This is a genomic window from Tsukamurella sp. 1534, assembly GCF_000312385.1.
Taxonomy (GTDB): domain Bacteria; phylum Actinomycetota; class Actinomycetes; order Mycobacteriales; family Mycobacteriaceae; genus Tsukamurella.
Genome location: NZ_HE997626.1, coordinates 972730 through 991320 on the forward strand (window position 1 = coordinate 972730; position 18591 = coordinate 991320).

Consider the following 18591-nt stretch of genomic DNA (forward strand, 5'->3'; position numbering starts at 1 on the left):
CTACTGCTTCAGGTAGGCGCCGGCGACCTGCAGCGATCCGCTGCCGGACTTCTCGCCGGTGACCATGATCGCGAAGGCCTGGTCGCCGCGGTAGCCGATGAACCAACCGGGGCCCTCCGGGCCGTTGGTGCCGACCAGGCCCTTGACCTTGGTGGACACCAGGTCGCTGCCGTCGCCCGACGGGGAGACCGTCGAGTCCATCTTGGCCCGCACGGCCTTGAGCACATCCGCGTTGACGTCGCCCATCGGCTTGCTCGGCGTGGACGTCTGCCCCTGGATCACGAAGGGCGCGGTGGTCTTCCCCTTGGCGATCGCCGAGGCGAACACGGCCATCCCGAACGGGGTGGCCTTCATGGTGTCGGCCCCGAGCTCGGCGGCGCCGCGGCCGCCCGTGCCCGGCAGTTCGGCGGTCGCCGTGTCGACGCCGATCATCGCGAAATCGGTGCCCAGGCCCAGCGGCGAGAGCAGCTTCTCCTGCTTCTCCGTGTCCTTGCCGGCGGCCTTGTTGACCTCGTCGTAGAGCGGCGAGAGCACGGGGCCGGTGGTGGACTGGCCGGTGAGCGCCCACTGCGGGGAGTTGCTGCTGGCCTGCGTGTTCTGCGCGGCCGCGAGCACGGCGCCCGAGGAGACGGACAGCACGACCATCGCGGCGGGCTGGCCCAGTTGCACCACGGAGTTCTCGGCGGCGAGCTGCACCTCGGGGTCCATGGTGGCCCGCAGGTCCGGGCCGGGCGGGCCCTGGAAGCCCACGACCTGCGTCGGCGGCTTCCCTTCGGGCACCAGCTGCACCGCCCAGCCGGCGGTCTCGTCGCGGTTGGCCTGCCAGGCGCCCTTGATCCCGTCGAACAGCGGCGAGAAAAGCTGCCGGTTGGAGATCAACAGGTCGCTCGCGGGGCTGTCCTGCAAGCCCGGGATCGCCTTCAGCCGGTCCTCGAGGACGCCGTAGTCGTCGTCGCGGAGGTCGACCACCGGCACCGGCTTCCCGGGATCCGCCTTGGCCTTGGCGGCCAGCGCCTCCGGAGTCACGAGCGGGGCGACGGGCGACACGAGGGACGCCACTTTGTCGAGGCTGTCGGAGAGGTTCTTGGTCTTGTTCGGGTCCACGGTGAGCCGGTGCACCGTGCCCGCGAACATCAGGTCCTTCTTATCGGCGCCGAACACCCTGGGAGCCTTGGCATCCGTGCGGATCTGCCGGATCGAGGTGTCGGTGGTGAGGCCGGGGGCCAGCACCGCCGGATCCCAGGAGACGCGCCAGCCGATCGAGAGGTTCGAGGCGTTGCCCTTGGTGGTGTAGTCCCAGTCGCGGCCCTTGCCGAAATTCCACCGGGTCTTGAGGTCGAACGTCGCGCTGCCGCCCGAGTACTTCTGCACGTTGGTGGCCTTGACCTCGACCTTCTCGGCGTGCATATCGCGGAGGGTGCGGCCGATGACGCCACCCGCGACATCGGGGGACGAGGTGTACGCGGCCGCGGCGACGGCCTTGCCGTCCTGGATCGCGCCGGCGTACCCGTCGAGCATCTTCTGCACGTCGGCGGCCGCGTCGTCACCGCACGCGGCGAGACCGGAACCGACGCCGAGGAGCAGCACCGTCGCCAGCGCCGCGGAGCCGATCCGAACCCGTCTCACATCGACCTCCAACCCGTTCCCGTGGCTCACGACACTCCTCGCCGCGGAAGCTTACCTTTTCGCGCGTGGCATCCTTGCTACATGGACCGGCTCGTTCGCGCAGAGGACCGCGCCGCGACGTCCATGCCGGGCGTCCGATCGCGGCACTGCTTCTCCTTCGGTGACCATTACGACCCGGAGAATACGCACCACGGCGTGCTGCTGGCCTGCAACGCGGAGGCCGTGGCGGCCGGGCGGGGCTTCGACACCCACCCGCACCGCGCGGTGGAGATCGTCACGTGGGTGCTGGGCGGCGCCCTCGTGCACCAGGACAGCGAGGGACACGCCGGTGTCGTGTATCCCGGCCTCGCGCAGCGGATGAGCGCGGGCACCGGCATCCTGCACTCCGAGCGCAACGACCCCGTCGAATCGCGGGCCGCCTCCGCGGGGCCGGACGGATCCGACGTGCGGTTCGTGCAGATGTGGCTGCTCCCGGACGACGGGACGGCGGCACCGTCGTACGAGCAGCGCGAGGTGGGCGCCGATCTCGCGGCGGGCGGCCTGGTCCCGATCGCCTCGGGCGACCCGCGGCGCGACGCCGCGATCCGGATCGGCACGGGCGGCGCCACCCTGCACGCCGCGCGGCTCGCGCCCGGCACCGCCGTGGACCTGCCCGGCGCGCCGTTCGGCCACCTCTACGTGGGCGCGGGGAGCGCCGAGGCGGAGGGCGCGGGCCCGCTGTCCGACGGTGACTCGCTGCGCACCACCGGCGACGGGCGCCGCGTGACGGCCGGCCCCGGCGGTGCGGAGCTCCTGTTCTGGGAGATGCACCGCCGCATCGGCGACGCCTAGGGGTCCCGGCGGATCAGGGCAGCGGGCGGTCCGAGGGCACCACCAGGTAGCTGGGCTTCTTCGGGTCGATGAGCACGTGCTGCGGCCGCAGCCCGGTCTCCGCGGTCACCGGCCCCACGGTCATGGCCTTGATCAGGTTGAGCGCGAACACGTCCACCCGGAGCCGGTGCCCGGGCTTGAGCACGGCGCTCACGGCGTGGGTGCCGATGTCGAGCTGCACCTCCTGGCCGGGTTTGACCAGTTCCCGGTCGTCGAGGTTGAGCTTGTAGTACGGGGACGCCATGTCTCCGCCGGCCGTGCGGATGCTGCGCGATTCGTCGATCTGCCGGAGCGACGTGGTGAGCTGGCCGGAGCTGATCTTCTCCGAGCGCCCGTCGGGCGAGACGTCGGTGACGATCACGCTCCAGTAGGCGTCCCGCGCGTCCTGGGTGGTGTTGAGCCGCAGGTTGATCGGCCCCGAGATCACCGTGGACTTGCCCACCGGTTTCGAGCTGAAGGTGAGCGCGTTCATCTCCGCGACCCGGGTGTCCCTGGTGCAGCCGGTGAGCACGAGCAGGCCGAACATGGCCTGGCCGGTGTCGTTCGAGCAGAGCGTGGACAGGCCGGGCCCGACGGTGCGCCGTGCGGCGATCTTCGGCGGGGCGCTCTGCAGGCTGTTATCGCTGAGCGAGCCCGGCGCGGAGCCCGACGGCAGGCCGGAGAGGTACATCCGCTGGTACTTCTGCCCGGGTTCGGGGAAGGTGTCGCCCTGCCACCAGCCGCCGCCGATCCGGTGCACGGTGACCGGCGAGTAGTTCTCGATGCCGTTGTCCTGGTCCTTGAGCCACTTGTCGAACCAGGCCTTCTGCAGCACGTCGGCGCGCGTCGGCTGGTTCACCCCGCCCATGTCGTTGGTGACGGTGGCGTGCGCCGCGTCGCCCATGATGAGCTTCTTCTTGCTGGCGGGCAGGGAGCTGAGGTCCTTGGGGAGGCGCCACTCGGTGTTGGTGAACAGGTCGTTCCAGGCGCCCAGCGCGAACGTGGGCGTGGTGATCCTGTCCAGCGGGGTGCGGTACGCGGCGCGCAGCGGCGAGTTCTTGTCGATGAGCTGCTTCGTGGTGGGAGTGAGCCCGTCGACCGTCGGGGAGAAGACGCCCGAGAGCAGCTCCGGCACGAAGACCGCGGGGTTCTGCAGCCTGTCCTGCAGCCACTTCCAGTCGAACGTGCCGTTGAGCAGCGACCGCAGGTCCGGGATGAACTTGAGGATGTTGACGATCGCCAGCCAGGGGCCGAGGAAGCCCACGCCGAGGCCGCCGCCGGGGGCCACGATGTCGGCCGCGATGTCGGCGCCCGGCACCACGGGGAAGACGGCCTCGAGCCCCTTCGGGTTCTTCGACGCCGCCTGCAGCTGATTGATCGCGGAGTAGGAGACGCCGGCCATGCCCATGCGGCCGTTGGTCCAGGGCTGCTCGCGGATCCAGTCGAGCACCTCGATCGTGTCCTTCTGCTCGCGCGCGCCGAACACGTCCCACACGCCCTGCGAGTTGCCGGTGCCGCGCACGTCGACCACGACCTGGGTGTAGCCGCTCTGCACCAGCTTCTGGTCCACGGTGAAGGTGTTGATCAGGCCGCCGTTGAGCACGTTGCGCAGCTCGTCGACGCCGCCGATCGGGGTTCCGGAGAAGTTAAACAGGTTGAGCACGCCCACGAGGGCCGGGTACAGCACCGGGACGTTGGTCATCACTGTGGCGACGGTGCTCACGAACTTCGTGTACGGGGTGACGTTGACGATCGTCGGCGTCTTCGCGTCGATCGCCCTGCCGGAGGCGTCCGCCGGGCGGAAGATGTTGGCCCGGAGCACGGTGCCGTCCGACATGGTGATCGGCACGTCCCATTCCGTGGCCATGTTCGGGTACTTCGACGGGCCGTCGTGCGACGCGATCCATTCAGGATTGATCATTCCGGCCACGCCCGCGCCCGGCTTCCAGGGCTCGGCGTCGGCTCTCGCGGCCAGGCCGGGGACCACCGCCAGGGTGAGCGCCAGGACCACTGCCGTCAGTAGCGAGATCGGCACCAGGTGCCGGCGGGCCCGCGTCGTTCCCATCCGAGAATCCCCCTGAACTTATGAGCATCGTTCGCGTCAACCGGGTTTGCGGTTTGCGTCACCTCGCACGGTAACCGTGGGGCGCGTCACAGGGAATACTGACGAGTCAGTTATCTCATTGTATGGGATTTCTCAGGGAGGCTGGCAGGATGGGGCGGTGACTTCCGATCGCGCTCTGGACCTCAGCCACGTCGACCCCGCCGTTCGCGTACAGGACGACCTGTTCGGCCACGTCAACGGCCGCTGGCTGGACACGCACGAGATCCCCGCGGACCGCTCCACCGACGGTGCCTTCTACGCCCTCCGCGACGACGCCGAGGCGCGGGTCCGCGAGATCGTCGAATCCGCCGCGGCCGAGCCCGCCGCCACCGGCGACACCGCACGGATCGGCGACCTCTACACCAGCTTCATGGACACCGCGGCGATCGCGGCGGCGGGCCTGGCCCCGCTCACCGACGATCTGGCCCAGGTGCGCGGGGCGGACTCGCCCGCCGGCGTCGCGACCGTTCTCGGACGACTGCAGCGCACCGGCGTCGGCGGGCTGCTGGGCTACTACGTGGACACGGACGCCAAGCGCTCCGACCGCTATCTGGTGCAGCTCGTGCAGAGCGGCATCTCGCTGCCCGACGAGGCCTACTACCGCGAGGACCAGTACGCGGAGATCCGGGAGAAGTTCGTCGCGCACGTCGCGGCGACGTTCCGGCTCGCCGCCGGCGCCCTCGACGGCATCGTCGCGCCCGGCGAGGAGGAGACGGCCGCGGCGCAGGTCCTCGACCTGGAGACCGCCGTCGCCGCGGGCCACTGGAACGTCGTGGACCGCCGGGACGCGGACAAGGGCTACAACCTGCGCACGTTCGCCGAACTGGACTCCGAGGCCCCCGGCCTGGCGCTCGCCACGTGGGTCGCGGCCGTCACCGGCGCGCCGGGCACCGCCGACGGTGTGCCGCCGGCCTTCGCCGAGGTGAACGTGCGCCAGCCCTCGTTCGCCGTGCACGCGGCGCAGCTGCTCACCGACCGACCGGTCGCGCAGTGGCGCACCTGGCTGGCGTGGCGCGTGCTGCACACGCGCAGCCCGTTCCTCACGGACGCCCTGGTCGACGAACACTTCGCGTTCTACGGGACCACCCTCACCGGCGCGCCCGAGATCCGGGAGCGGTGGAAGCGCGGAGTCGGCATCGTGGAGATGTACCTGGGGTTCGCGGTGGGCGAGCTGTACACCGCGCAACACTTCCCCGCCGACGCCAAGGCGCGCATGCAGGAACTGGTGGCCGACCTGGTGGAGGCGTACCGCCGCCGGATCAGCGATCTGGAGTGGATGACCCCCGCCACCCGCGAACGCGCCCTGGAGAAACTGGGCAAATTCACCCCGAAGATCGGATATCCGGACAAATCGCGCGATTACTCCGCGCTGGAGATCCGGCGTGACGATCTGCTCGGCAATCTCCGTCGCGGCGAGGCGTTCGAGCACGACCGCGAATTCGCGAAGATCGGCGCGCCGGTGGATCGCGACGAATGGTTCATGACCCCGCAGACCGTGAACGCGTATTACAACCCGGGCATGAACGAGATCGTCTTCCCGGCCGCGATCCTGCAGCCGCCCTTCTTCTCCCCCACCGCGGACGACGCGGTCAACTTCGGCGGCATCGGCGCCGTGATCGGCCACGAGATCGGCCACGGCTTCGACGACCAGGGCGCCAAGTACGACGGGGACGGCAATCTCGAGGACTGGTGGACGGACCAGGACCGCGCCGAATTCGGTAAGCGCACAACGGCTCTCATCGAACAGTACGACGCGCTGACGCCGCGGGAGCTGGCCGGTACCGAGCACCACGTGAACGGCGGGTTCACCGTGGGCGAGAACATCGGCGACCTGGGCGGTCTGGGTATCGCCCTGGTGGCGTACGGGATCGCGCGCGAGCGGGCCGGCGGCACCGTCGACGATCCGTCGACGGTGGTCGACGACCTGACCGGGCTGCAGCGGGTGTTCTTCAGCTGGGGTGAGATCTGGCGCGGCAAATCGCGTACGGAGGAGTCCATCCGGAGGCTCGCCATCGACCCGCATTCGCCGGCCGAATTCCGTTGCAATGCAATCGTGAGCAATCTCAACGAGTTCTATTCCGCTTTCGGCGTATCCGAGGGGGATCGCCTGTTTTTGGACCCCGACCGCCGTGTCTCGATATGGTAAATCTCGATCAGTAAGCAAGCCCTGACCAGAAACCGTCCAGTAACCGGCGGGAACCACGTTGTGAGCCCGCGTCCAATCGGTGGCGCGGAGAACGGGTGGCCGTGCCAGCACGCAAGCAGTCGACTGAACAACTTCCCTCCGTCCTCGGAGTCGTCTACGAGACGCCGGACGAACCCCCCTTGGAGGAGCTGACACTCAGCGAACGGATGGGCGAGATGGCGCGGCTCCTGCGCGAGCAGTCCGCGGATTCCGAGTCCCTCCTCACCGCCGCCACCCAATTCGCCGTGGACCAGGTGCCCGGCGCCGCCTACGCCAGCGTCACTCTGGTCGACCCGAAGGGCGGCATCAGCCACCCCGTGGTGATCGGGGAGACCGCGCAACGCGTGGCCGACCTCCAGCTCGAGCTCGAGGAGGGCCCCACCGTGGGGGCGACCTTCGAATCCACCACGATCCTCATCGAGGACACCGCGACGGAAGAGCGGTGGCCGCGATTCGCGGCGGCGGCGCACGCCGCCGGCGTGGGCTCGATCCTGTCCTTCTGCCTGTACGTGCAGAGCGACGCCTACGGAACACTCGACCTCATGTCCGCCGAACCGAACGCGTTCGACACGGAATCGGTCTCGATCGGCTCCCTGTTCGCCGTCCACGCGGCGGTGGCCTTCTCCGCGGTGCGCGAGAAGGAGCAGATCCGGGCGGCCCTGACCACCCGGGACGTGATCGGCCAGGCGAAGGGCATGATCATGGAGCGCTACAAGCTGGACTCCGACGGTGCCTTCCGGCTGTTGGCGCGCCTGTCCCAGGACAGCAACATCCGCCTCGCCGAGGTAGCGGAACAGGTCATCGAGGCCGGCCCGGACTAAATTCTCCGTGTCCGGTTCCGCGCGCTGAACGCGCGATCGCCTATCGGCAATATGTCGCAAACGCGTCGCAACGCCCCCACCCACTGTGCCATTGCAACAGATCCGTGCTCCACTGAGCGCGAGCGGCGAAGAGGTCGCGCCCCGCAGGGCGCGGAACGCCGGAACGGCATGAAGGGGGAATGTCCGTGGCATCGGAAGAGAACGTCATCCTGCTGAGCTGGCCCACCACCAGCCCCGCGTACGAGGCGTTGAGCGAACTCGGCGAACTCGGCGACGCGGGCGCGGTCGAGGTGCGGCAATCGGCGATCGTGGCCCGCAACGCCGACGGCTCGCTGAGCGTCCCGCAGGACGACTCGGGCACGATCGGCCTGGCCACGCTCGGCGGCAGCACGCTCGGCGTGCTCGTCGGCATCCTCGGCGGCCCGCTCGGGGTCCTGCTCGGTTGGGCGGGCGGCGCCCTGATCGGCGGGGCGTGGGACCTCGCCCGCGCCGACGATTCGGATTCGGTGATCGCCCGGATGTCGAAGTCGATCCCGCCCGGCACGAACGCGCTGGTCGCCGATGTGGTCGAGGGCTCGCACGACGCCGTCGACGGCTTCGCCGCCCGGTCCGGCGCGAAGCTCCTGCGCGTCTCCACCGACGAGGTGCTCGACGAGATCGACGCCGCGGAGGCGGCCGCCGACGAGGCCGAGAAGGCGGCTCGGAAGAAGGTCCGCGACCAGAAGCAGGCCGAACGGTCCGAGAAGCGTCACGAGCGGGTCAACACCCTCAAGGAGAAGCTCGGCATCTCCTCACAGGGCTCCTGAGCGCTCGCGCTCGATTGCTCCACTGCTCCACCACCTCACGACCAGTAGCGTTACCTCCCGGAAAGAAGAGTCCAGATGACTGACAGCTCTGTTCCTCCCGCGGCGTCGCAGCCGCCCGCACCGCAGCACACCCAGGCGCACCACGCGCAGTTGCCGATCCTGGACAAGATCCAGGGGTTCACCAAGGAGGTCTTCGACCGATCCGCGAAGGCCGCCTTCGGCATCGGCGTAGTCGCACTGATCCTGGCGATCGTGCTGTTCGCGTGGCCGTCCGTCACTCTCACCGTGGTCGGTTACGTGTTCGCGATCTACCTTCTGGTCACGGGCTGCATCCAGGTGTTCTCCACGTTCGGCGGCGCGCTGCAGCCGGCCACCGGGTGGTGGCGCTTCCTGTCCTTCGTCTCGGGGGCGCTCTCGATCACCCTGTCCGTGGCCGCGTTCCGCAACGTCGCCGCGTCGCTGGTGATCCTCGCGATCTTCATCGGCGTGGGCTGGCTGTTCGCCGGGATCACGGCTCTGGCCATCTGGCTGGACATGCCGAAGGGCACACCGGGCAAGGTGTGGGGCGTCATCCTGGCCGGCCTCATCATCGCGGCCGGTGTGATCGTCACGGTCTACCCGGCGGAGGAGGTGGGCGAGCTCGCGCTCATCGCGGGCATCATGCTCATCGTGGTGGGCGTGGGCGAGATCTTCCACGGCTTCCAGATCCGCTCCACCTACAACAAGGTGGTCCCGCAGGTCTGAGCCACGGCCCGGCACCGTCGGGCACGACACGAAACGACCCGGTTCCCCACGGAACCGGGTCGTCTCGTGTGTTCTACCGCTGCGGCGCGGACCTACTCGTAGGTCTCGCCCGCCTCGGCCTTGGCGACCAGCGAGGCCGGCGGGGTGAACTGCTCGCCGTACTTGGCGGCCAGGTTCTTCGCCTGCTCCACGAACGCCTTCGGGCCGGTGAGGCCCTCGGCGGGGGTGCCGGTGCGGCCCTGGTAACCGTTGATGTACTGCAGCACGCCGCCGGTCCAGGCCGGGAAGCCGATGCCGAAGATCGAGCCGATGTTGGCGTCGGCCACCGAGTCCATCACGCCCTCGTCGAAGCAGCGCACGGTCTCGATCGACTCGATGAACAGCATGCGCTCCTGGAGCTCGGCGAAGTCCGGCGTGACGCTGCCGGACTTGAAGTGCTCCTGGAAGCCCTTCGACAGGCCGGTGCGCTTGCCGTCGGCGTAGTCGTAGAAGCCCGCGCCGTCCTTCTTGGAGGGGCGGCCGTTCTCGACCATCCAGTCGACCACGGCGAACGCGCCGTGCTGCGGCACGTCCTTGCCCTCCTCCTTGAGCGCCGTCTCGGTGGCGAGGCGGATCTTCTGCATCAGGGTGAGGGTCAGCTCGTCGGCCAGCTGCAGCGGCGGGGCCGGGTAGCCGGCCTGCGCGCCCGCCTGCTCGAGGTACACCGGGTCGACGCCCTCACCGACGGCCGCGAGGGCCTCGTTGATGAACGTGCCGATCACGCGCGAGGTGAAGAAGCCGCGGCTGTCGTGAACCACGATCGGGGTCTTCTTGATCTGCAGGGTGTAGTCGATCACCTTGGCCAGCACCGCATCCGAGGTCTTCTCGCCGCGGATGATCTCGACCAGCGGCATCTTGTCCACGGGGGAGAAGAAGTGGATGCCGATGAAGTCCTCGGCGCGCTTGACGCCCTCGGCCAGGATGGTGATCGGCAGGGTCGAAGTGTTCGACCCCAGGACGGCGTCGGGCTCGACGACGTCCTCGATCTCCTGGAAGACCTTGTTCTTGACCTCGACGGACTCGAACGCGGCCTCGATCACGAGGTCGACGCCTGCGAAGTCCTGCGGGTCCACGGTCGGGTGGATGCGGGCGAGCAGGGCGTCGGACTTCTCCTGGGTGGTGCGACCCTTCGCGAGCGCCTTCTCCTCCAGCTTGACCGAGTACTCCTTGCCGCGGTCGGCGGCGGCCTGGTCGATGTCCTTGAGCACCACGTCGATCCCGGCCTTGGCCGAGACGTACGCGATGGCCGCGCCCATCATGCCGGCGCCGATCACGCCGACCTTCTTGGCCTGGTACTTGTCGAAGCCGTCGGGCCGCGAGCCGCCGCCGTTGATGTGCTGCAGGTCGAAGAAGAACGCCTTGATCATGTTCTTCGAGACCTGGCCGGTGGCCAGCTTGGTGAAGTAGCGCGACTCGATCTCGAGGGCGGTGTCGAAGTCGACGTAGGTGCCCTCGAACGCGGAGGCCATGATCGCCTCGGGCGCCGGCATCGGCGCGCCCTTGAGCTGCTTGCGCAGGTTGGCCGGGAACGCCGGCGCGTTGGGCGCCAGCGTCTTGTCGATCGGGCTGCCGCCGGGGATCCGGTGGCCCTTGACGTCCCACGGCTGCGCCGAGGACTCGGGGTTGGCCTTGATCCACTCCTTGGCGGCGGGCACGAGCTCCTCGACGGTGCCGACGAGATCGTTGACGAGGCCGGTCTTCTGGGCCTTGGCCGGCGCCATCTGCTGGCCCTGGAGCAGCACGCCCATCAGGGCCCCCTGCAGGCCGAGCATGCGCACGGTGCGGGTCACGCCGCCGCCGCCGGGGAGCAGGCCCAGGCTGACCTCGGGGAGGCCGATCTTGCTGCCCTTGACGTCCGCGGCGATGCGGTGGTTCGCGGCGAGCGCGATCTCCAGGCCGCCGCCGAGCGCGGCGCCGTTGACGGCCGCCACGACGGGCTTCGGCAGCTTCTCCAGGCGGCGGAGGTCCTTCTTGATCGCCTGGACGTTGTCGAACACCTGCTGCGCGTCGGCCGGGCCGGCCTTGCGGATCTCGGTCAGGTTGCCGCCGGCGAAGAAGGTCTTCTTCGCGGAGGTGATGACGACGCCGGTGATCGAGTCGACCTCGGCCTCGAGGCGGTCGACGGTCTCCCGCATCGACGTGCCGTAGAGCTCGTTCATCGTGTTCGCGGACGCCGTGGGGTCGTCCATGGTGAGCACGACGATGCCGTCGGCGTCCTGCTCCCAGCGGATCATGTTCTCAGACATGCTGTTTCTCGTCTCCTGTAGTTCCGGGGCGTCAGACGCGCTCGATGATGGTGGCCGAGCCCATGCCGCCGGCGATGCACAGCGTGATCAGGCCGTAGCGGCCGCCCGTGCGCTCCAGCTCGTCGAGCACGGTGCCCACCAGCATGGCGCCGGTGGCGCCCAGGGGGTGGCCCAGCGCGATCGCGCCGCCGTTGACGTTGACCTGCTCGCGGTCGAGCTTGAAGTCCTTCATCCACTTGAGCACGACGGACGCGAAGGCCTCGTTGAGCTCCCACACGTCGATGTCGTCCTTGGTCAGCCCGGCCTTGGCCAGCACCTTCTCGGTGGCCGGCGTGGGGCCGGTGAGCATGATCGTCGGGTCGGCACCGGTCGACGCGGTGGCCACGATGCGGCCGCGCGGGGTCAGTCCGGCCTTCTTGCCGCCGGCCTCGTTGCCCACCAGCACCAGCGCGGCACCGTCGACGATGCCCGAGCTGTTGCCGCCGGTGTGCACGTGCTCGATGCGCTCGACGGTGGTGTACTTCTGCAGCGCGACGGCGTCGAAGCCGCCCATCTCGCCGATGGTGGTGAACGCGGGGCGCAGCTTGCCCAGGTCGGCGGCGGTGGTGCCGGGACGACGGTGCTCGTCGTTGTCGAGCACGACGAGGCCGCTCTGGTCCTTGACCGGCACGACGGACTTGGCGAAGCGGCCCTCGTCCCACGCCTTGGCGGCGAGGTCCTGCGACTCGGCCGAGTACTGGTCCACGTCGTCGCGGCTGAAGCCCTCGATCGTGGCGATCAGGTCGGCGCCGATGCCCTGCGGGGCGATGTAGTTGTCGTAGCTGTACTGCGCGTCGTAGAACAGGGCGCCGAAGTCGGAGCCCATGGGCACGCGGGACATCGACTCGACGCCGCCGGCGAGGACCAGGTCGTCGCCGAGGGCCGAGCCGACCTTCTGGGCCGCCATGTTGGTGGCCTCCAGGCCCGAGGCGCAGAAGCGGTTGATCTGCACACCCGCGACGGTCTCCGGCAGGCCGGCGACGATCGAGGCGGTGCGCGCGATGTCGGCACCCTGCTCACCGACGGGCGAGACCACGCCGAGGACGATGTCGTCGATCGTCGCGGGGTCCAGCTCGGGGTTGCGGTCCTTGATCTCGTCGATCAGGCCGACCACCAGGTCGGTGGGCTTGACGGCGGTCAGCGAGCCGCCCTTGAGCTTGCCACGGGGCGTGCGGATCGCCTCGTAGATGAATGCGTCAGACACTTGGTCTTCCCGTCCTTTCGAAGAAGGTGTTCGGACCCCTCGTGAGCACTGTGGAGGCCCGTCCTGCTACAGGCTAACCGGATGTAGCTTATTTGGAAAGAATCGCATGTAGATCGGTACATAGAACGTGATCCATCGGCTATCGTTGCGTTAATCATGGCCACCCCGAACACTCGCCTGCGCCCCGCCGAGCGACGTCGTCAGCTGATCGACGTCGCCACCGGGCTCTTCCTCGAGCGCGGCTACGGCAAGGTCTCGGTCGCCGATATCGCCCGCGCCGCGGGGATCAGCGGGCCCAGCGTGTACCGGCACTTCCCGGACAAGGAGACGATCCTCGCCGCGGCCATGCGGGCGGCCGTCGACGAGATGTCCGCGACCACCGCGGGGGCGCTCGCGGCGCCGGGCGCCACGTTCGACGACCTCGCGTCGGCGGTCTTCGCCATGGCCGTCTCGCACCCGGGGCCGCTCGCGCTGTGGCGCTGGAACCGGCGGCACCTCACGCCGGAGCAGGCCCGGGAGATGATCGCCGCGAGCGAGGGCGTCCTCGGCGCCTGGACCGAGGCGCTCCGGCGCGACCATCCGGAGGTCACGGCCGACGACGCCCGGGTGCTCGCGTGGGCCGTCCTCGCGGTCGGCGGTTCGGTGTCGCCGAGCCGCGGCCGGATCGGGATCCGCCGGTACCGCGCGGACCTCGAACTGATCGCGGGCAGGGTGTTGCGCGCGGCACCGTCGACGGCGCCCCGGCTGCCGGCTCCCCCGGCCCGACGGTCCGCGGTGGTCCGGCCGGACGAGATCCTCGACGCCGCGTCGGAACTGTTCTTCTCCCGCGGCTACAGCGCGGTGAGCATGGACGACATCGGTGCGGCCGTGGGGATCTCGGGCCCCAGCGTGTACGGGCACTTCCCATCGAAGGCGTCGATCCTGGTGGGCATCGTGAGCCGGGCTCGCGCCACGCTCGAGGTGGGCGTGGTCGGCGCGGCCGCCGATTCCGGCGGCGATCCCATCGCCGAGCTCCGGGCTCTGGTGCGCTCGTACGCCGCGAACCTGGTGTCCTCGACGGATCTCGCGGTCGCGTTCACCGTGGGCCGCGAGGTGGTGATCGAATCGGGCGGCGAGGCGCTGCTCGCGGCGCAGAAGGCGTACGTCGCGCGGTGGGTCGCGCTGCTCGAGGCGGGCGGCGGGGTGGACGCCGCGGGCGCCCGGATCGCGGTGGGCGCCGCGATGACCATCGCCAACGACTTCGCCCGCACCCGCCGCCTGCGCCGCCGCCCGCGGTTCCACGACGAGCTGGTCCACCTCATGGACGCCGCCCTCGGCATCTGAGGCCTGCCCCGATCCTCGGTGCGTTCCTGCGACGACACGCCGGGGGAACGCCGCGGGAACCCACCGAGGCTCGGCCGGGGCGGAACGGATCGGCCCGCCGGCGCGTCCAATGGGCATGGGGTTCAGAACGTCGGAGCTGGAGGCGAACACCACGTCGCACCGGATCCGCACCGAGTACCAGCAGGTGATCCGCGGCGTGCGTGTGCCCGTGGGGGACGAGATCACGTTCGCCGAGCGGCAGCGGGCCGTCCTGCAGGTGTATCCCGCGGCGGTGTTCTGCGGACGGTCCGCTGCCCGGATGCATGCGGTCCCCTACGCCGACGAGTGCCACCCGCTCGAGGTGTGGCTGCCCGAGCACCGGCAACGGCACGGAATCCTCGTCCGACGGTGCGCCATGCCCGAGTCGGACATACTGCGCCGCAAGGGTTTCGCGCTGACCACGACCGTGCGCACCGCGATCGATCTGGCCCGGTTCGTCCCCGGCGACGGCGCGATCGCCGCCGTCGACCAGTGCATCCGGATCGACCGGTACGGCAGGCGCGTCACGTCGACCGAGGAGATGGAGGCGTACCTGGCGACGCACCCGCGGCTGCACCGGTCGGCGCGGATCCGGGCGGTGCTCGCCGAGGCCGACGGGCGCGCGGAGTCACCGCAGGAGACGCACACCCGCCTCCTGCTGCACCGCGCCGGGCTCACGATGTTCGTGCCGCAGATCCGCGTCGCGCGCGGGCGGTTCCGCGTGGATCTCGGCGCAGCGGAGTACCGCGTCGCGGTGGAGTACGACGGTGGCCATCACCGCGACCGGGCGCAACACCGCGCCGATGTGCAGCGGTGGAACCGGCTCCAGCACGATCACGGCTGGATCGTCGTGCTCGCGAACGAGTGGTCCCTCAAGGGCGGGCGGGACGAGCTGCTCCGCCAGGCCCGCACCGCGCTCGTCGAGCGCGGGTGGTCCGGGTGATCCTCGGTGCGTTCCTGCGGCGACACGCCGGGGGAACGCCGCGGGAACCCACCGACGATCCTGGCCGGGCCGGGCCTACCAGCCGTTGACGTGCAGGACCGTGTCCAGCGGGGCGCGCTTGGCGGGCTTGAAGCCGGTCCCCTTGGTGTAGGCGACGGGCAGCAGGACGCCCTGGCGGATGTTCTCGGGGATGCCGAGGGCCTCGGCGACCTCGCGCTCGTACGTGAGGTGCAGTGTGGTCCACGCAGATCCGAGGCCGCGCTCGCGGAGGGCGAGGGACAGGCTCCACGCGGCGGGCAGCAGCGAACCCCAGACGCCGGCCTGGTTGCCCTCGGGGAGCGCGCCGCCGGGCACGTGCAGCGCCCCGATGACGAGCGCGGGAACCTCGTGCATCACGTCGGCGAGGTACGTCGCGCTGGACACCACCTTCTCCGCGGTCTCGAGGTCCTCCGGCGGGTTGGCCGCGCGCGCCGCCGCGCCCGCCTCGGCGTACGCGTAGTAGGACTTCTTGTAGTACTCGGCGGCGATCCGCTTCTTCTCCGGGTCGGTCAGCACGATCCAGTGCCAGCCCTGGGCGTTGCTGCCCGACGGGGCCTGCAGCGCCACCTCGAGCGCCTCGGTGATCACCTCGAGCGGGACCGGCCGCTCCAGGTCGAGCCTCTTGCGCACCGACCGGGTGGTGGTGAGCAGCTCGTCGGCGGACAGGTCCAGCTGGGGGAATTCGCTCATGCCTGAGGCTAACGCCGCCCCGCGGGGCCCGCATTCCCGCGCTTCGCCCGGTCCAGTGAGGCGAGCGACTTCTTCGCGGCCGTGAGTTCCGCCTGGAGCGCGGCCACGCGGTCGGCGGCGGCGTCCCGGGCGGCGGACAGCACGTCGCCGACGGCCGCGGTGGCCTCCTTGTCGCCGAGCCCGGCGAGCGCCTTGTGCACGGCGGGCAGCGCCACCTCGCGGGCGCCGGAGGGCTTCTGCCCGTTACGGGTGACCTTGATGGACGCCACGTTGTCCGCGCCCACGAACACCGTCACGGCCACCGATCTCGCGGGCTTCGCCGGCGCCGCCGCCTTGACAGGCGAGGCCTTCGCCGCCTTCGCCTCCTTGACGGGCTTGACCGGCTTGGGCTGCTTGGTGGCCCGCAGCTCGCGGGCCTCGTAGGGCAGCTGATCGTCGACGCCCGCGGGTTTGACGGTGACCATGGTCCCCGACACCTCGATCACGCGCGCCGACGCGCCCGCGGCGAGCCCCAGGCTCGGCACCGCCTCGATCAAGTACACCAGGGGCCGCTTGCCCTCGGCCAGCGCGTCGGCGTACCGGCGCAGGTCGTCGACGGTGAGCGTCTGCTCGGCCATCACTTCACTCCCTTCGCGATCGCGGGCAGCACCTTCTCGGCCACCGTGTCGATGGCGAGGGGGCCGCCGTACAGCAGCGCGTCCACGCCGTTGGTCTGGTCCAGGATGACGATCGGCACCCCGTAGTTCAGGGACGCCGGCAGCCCGTCGTATCCGCCGTTGCCGGCGGCGGGGTCGGTCCTGGCGATGATCGACCGGTCCACCTCGCGCGAGCTGACGGCGGTGTACATCCCCGAGGAGTCGACGGTGAGCCACGCCGATCCGCTGCCCTTGCCCGGCGTCTGCATCGAGAAGCCGAGCTGCCCCAGCATCTGGAACGGGCTGGTGGAGTTGGTCGCCAGCAGCGTCGCCTGCCCGTTGAAGTGGATCAGGTCCACCTTCTTCCCGGTGAAATCCGGGTGCGCCGAGCGCAGTTCGGTGATCCGCTGCTCGTAGGTCTTCTTCACGGCGTCGGCGCGCGCTTTCGCGCCCAGGGCCTCCGCGATGTACGCCATCTGCTCCTGCCACGTCCAGCCGTTGCTGCCCGAGGAGGGGACCGCGATCGCGGGGGCCACGGAGCCGAGATCCTTGACCTTCGCCGAGCCGGCGGGATCGGTGTCGATGATGAGGTCCGGCTTCGCGTTCTCGATCACGGACTCGTCCGGGTCGCTGGAGGTGCCCGCGGTGGGGGTGTCCTTGAGCGCCGGTACCCACGAGGGCATCTCGGACTTCGGCCCGTTCGCGCCGGCGACCACGGTGAAGCCCAGCGCGGAGACGATCTCCGCGTCGCCGGGGCCCAGCGCGACGATCCGCTCCGGGCGGTTCTCGAGCTTCGTCTCCCCGTTCACGTCGGTGACGCTGCGGGCCGACCACGCGTCGAGTTCCGGCCCGTCCGACGAGCCGCCGCGGGTGAACACGACGACGCCGATGATCACGGCGAGCAGTACCACGAGCGCGGCGGCGCCGCCGATGATCCACGGCCGCTTGCTCTTCCCGGGAACCGGGGGCGCGCCGGGCGGGCCCTGCAGGCCGGCCATCGTCGGGTTGCTCGGGCCGCTGGGCCCCCCGGGACCGCCGGGACCGCCGGGACCGCCGGGCCCTGGATAACCGGGCACGGTGCCCGACGGCGGCATGCCGGCCGGGTTGAACCCGGTCGCCAACGCCGGATTCGACGGAGTGCCCTGCCAATTCGCTCCCCCGCCGCTCTGCGGCGGCACCATGCCCGCGGCGCCGGACATCCGCCTGGACGCGGAGGAGAGGGCGTCGGCGAACTCGCCCGCGGAGTTGTACCGCTCGGCGGGGTTCTTGGCCATCGCGCGCGAGAGCACGTAATCGATCTCGGGCGAGAGGTCCGGGCGCTTGAGCCGGATACTGGGCGGGTTCTGGCTGATGTGCGCCAGCATCAGCTGCCCGGACACCGTGGTACTGAACGGCGGTGCGCCCGTGAGCAGCACGACGGTGGCGCACGCGAGCGAGTACACGTCGGCCCGGTGGTCGATGGGGTGGCCGAGCAACGCCTCCGGCGCGGTGTACGCCAGCGTGCCGACGACCGTGCCGGTCTGCGTGTGCTGCCCCACCTCGGTCTGCGCGGCGCCGATGCCGAAGTCGGCGAGCTTCACCTGCTCGCCGCGCCGGCCCCGGTCCACGAGGAAGTTGGCGGGCTTCACGTCGCGGTGCAGGATGCCGTGCTGGTGCGCGTAATCGAGGGCGTCCGCCACCTGCTCGACCACGGAGACGGCGCGGTCCAGGCTGAACGGTCCCTCGCGCTGGACGGTGGTCGCGACGTTGCCGCCCTCCACCAGCTCCATCGCGATCCACAGGTGCCCGTCGGATTCGCCGCGGTCGTAGACGTCCACGATGTGCGGGTGCTTGAGCCCGGCCACGATGTCGGCCTCGCGGTCGAACCGCGCCCGCACCGACGGATCGGCCGAGAACTGGCTCTGCAGGACCTTGAGCGCCACGGACCGCGGGAGCGTGCGGTGCCGCACCCGGTACACCGTGCCCATGCCGCCGGTGCCCAGCACCGACTCGACCACGTATCCCGCGATCGATTCACCCGGATCGGCTACCACGCCGACACCTCCGTTCCTGCAGTCATACAGCGATAGGAATCTACCGCGTAGCAGGTTGGCTGCAGCTTAACGCGAGGTTGGCGGCCCGTCGGGCGGGCGCTGCTCCGAGGGCGGGGACCACCGGGGCGCGCCCGGCTCGCGACGGGGCCGGCGCGACGGTCCGCCGTCGCCCGCGTCCTTGGAGGGCCGCACCCACCGGTCGCCGCCCAGCTTGCGGGGCGCGCCGCTCCCGCGTTCGTACGGCGGC

General features: G+C 70.3%; 15 protein-coding genes. 7 read left to right on the forward strand and 8 right to left on the reverse strand.

Going from position 1 to position 18591, the window contains the following annotated elements:
- The gene (locus BN39_RS23400; RefSeq protein ID WP_159103223.1) at positions 1 to 1626 is read right to left on the reverse strand and encodes an NTF2-like N-terminal transpeptidase domain-containing protein; all 1626 of its coding nucleotides are present in this window, start codon (positions 1624 to 1626) and stop codon (positions 1 to 3) included.
- An 81-nt stretch (positions 1627 to 1707) separates the two neighbouring features.
- On the opposite strand from BN39_RS23400, the gene BN39_RS04915 reads away from it, so the two are divergent.
- Positions 1708 to 2457: a pirin family protein gene (locus BN39_RS04915; protein WP_019201248.1), complete on the forward strand. Its 750-nt coding sequence runs from the start codon at positions 1708 to 1710 to the stop codon at positions 2455 to 2457.
- A 13-nt stretch (positions 2458 to 2470) separates the two neighbouring features.
- Here BN39_RS04915 and BN39_RS04920 read toward each other — a convergent pair whose 3' ends face one another.
- The gene (locus BN39_RS04920; RefSeq protein ID WP_019201249.1) at positions 2471 to 4540 is read right to left on the reverse strand and encodes a CocE/NonD family hydrolase; all 2070 of its coding nucleotides are present in this window, start codon (positions 4538 to 4540) and stop codon (positions 2471 to 2473) included.
- 157 nt (positions 4541 to 4697) lie between these two features.
- On the opposite strand from BN39_RS04920, the gene BN39_RS04925 reads away from it, so the two are divergent.
- The 4 genes from BN39_RS04925 (at position 4698) to BN39_RS04940 (ending at position 9135) form a co-directional block, all read left to right on the forward strand.
- Complete coding sequence (locus BN39_RS04925; RefSeq protein WP_019201250.1) at positions 4698 to 6725, forward strand: M13 family metallopeptidase; 2028 nt, start codon at positions 4698 to 4700, stop codon at positions 6723 to 6725.
- A gap of 179 nt (positions 6726 to 6904) precedes the next feature.
- Positions 6905 to 7585 (forward strand): ANTAR domain-containing protein, encoded by a 681-nt coding sequence (locus BN39_RS04930; protein ID WP_019201251.1) that lies wholly within the window; start codon positions 6905 to 6907, stop codon positions 7583 to 7585.
- A 185-nt stretch (positions 7586 to 7770) separates the two neighbouring features.
- A complete protein-coding gene (locus BN39_RS04935; protein WP_159103224.1) occupies positions 7771 to 8391 on the forward strand; it encodes a DUF1269 domain-containing protein in 621 nt (206 codons plus the stop codon).
- A 75-nt stretch (positions 8392 to 8466) separates the two neighbouring features.
- Complete coding sequence (locus tag BN39_RS04940) at positions 8467 to 9135, forward strand: HdeD family acid-resistance protein (RefSeq protein ID WP_019201253.1); 669 nt, start codon at positions 8467 to 8469, stop codon at positions 9133 to 9135.
- Between the two features lie 92 nt (positions 9136 to 9227).
- Here BN39_RS04940 and BN39_RS04945 read toward each other — a convergent pair whose 3' ends face one another.
- On the reverse strand, positions 9228 to 11420 hold the full coding sequence (locus BN39_RS04945; protein ID WP_040765889.1) for a 3-hydroxyacyl-CoA dehydrogenase NAD-binding domain-containing protein: 2193 nt from the start codon (positions 11418 to 11420) through the stop codon (positions 9228 to 9230).
- Between the two features lie 31 nt (positions 11421 to 11451).
- Positions 11452 to 12663 carry an acetyl-CoA C-acetyltransferase gene (locus BN39_RS04950; protein WP_019201255.1) on the reverse strand — a complete coding sequence of 404 codons (1212 nt, stop codon included), beginning with the start codon at positions 12661 to 12663 and terminating at the stop codon, positions 11452 to 11454.
- Positions 12664 to 12819: 156 nt separating this feature from the next.
- Here BN39_RS04950 and BN39_RS04955 point away from each other — a divergent pair, with 156 nt between their 5' ends.
- Together BN39_RS04955 and BN39_RS22060 are read left to right on the forward strand one after the other, a co-directional pair.
- Positions 12820 to 13986, forward strand: a complete 1167-nt coding sequence (locus tag BN39_RS04955) for a TetR/AcrR family transcriptional regulator (RefSeq protein ID WP_019201256.1) — start codon at positions 12820 to 12822, stop codon at positions 13984 to 13986.
- 115 nt (positions 13987 to 14101) lie between these two features.
- Positions 14102 to 14947, forward strand: a complete 846-nt coding sequence (locus BN39_RS22060; protein WP_148281415.1) for an endonuclease domain-containing protein — start codon at positions 14102 to 14104, stop codon at positions 14945 to 14947.
- Positions 14948 to 15022: 75 nt separating this feature from the next.
- On the opposite strand, the gene BN39_RS04965 is transcribed toward BN39_RS22060, so the two are convergent.
- From BN39_RS04965 to BN39_RS23830, 4 genes are all read right to left on the reverse strand, one after another.
- Positions 15023 to 15676, reverse strand: coding sequence for a nitroreductase family protein (locus BN39_RS04965; RefSeq protein WP_019201258.1), 654 nt, complete (start codon positions 15674 to 15676; stop codon positions 15023 to 15025).
- Positions 15677 to 15684: 8 nt separating this feature from the next.
- Entirely contained in the window at positions 15685 to 16293 is a 609-nt protein-coding gene (locus BN39_RS04970) for a hypothetical protein (RefSeq protein WP_019201259.1), read from the reverse strand.
- Positions 16293 to 18344 carry a serine/threonine-protein kinase gene (locus BN39_RS22065; RefSeq protein WP_019201260.1) on the reverse strand — a complete coding sequence of 684 codons (2052 nt, stop codon included), beginning with the start codon at positions 18342 to 18344 and terminating at the stop codon, positions 16293 to 16295. The genes BN39_RS04970 and BN39_RS22065 overlap by 1 nt, the downstream gene beginning before the upstream one ends.
- A gap of 66 nt (positions 18345 to 18410) precedes the next feature.
- Positions 18411 to 18591: hypothetical protein (locus tag BN39_RS23830; protein ID WP_237741623.1), on the reverse strand; the 181-nt coding region annotated here is incomplete at its 5' end.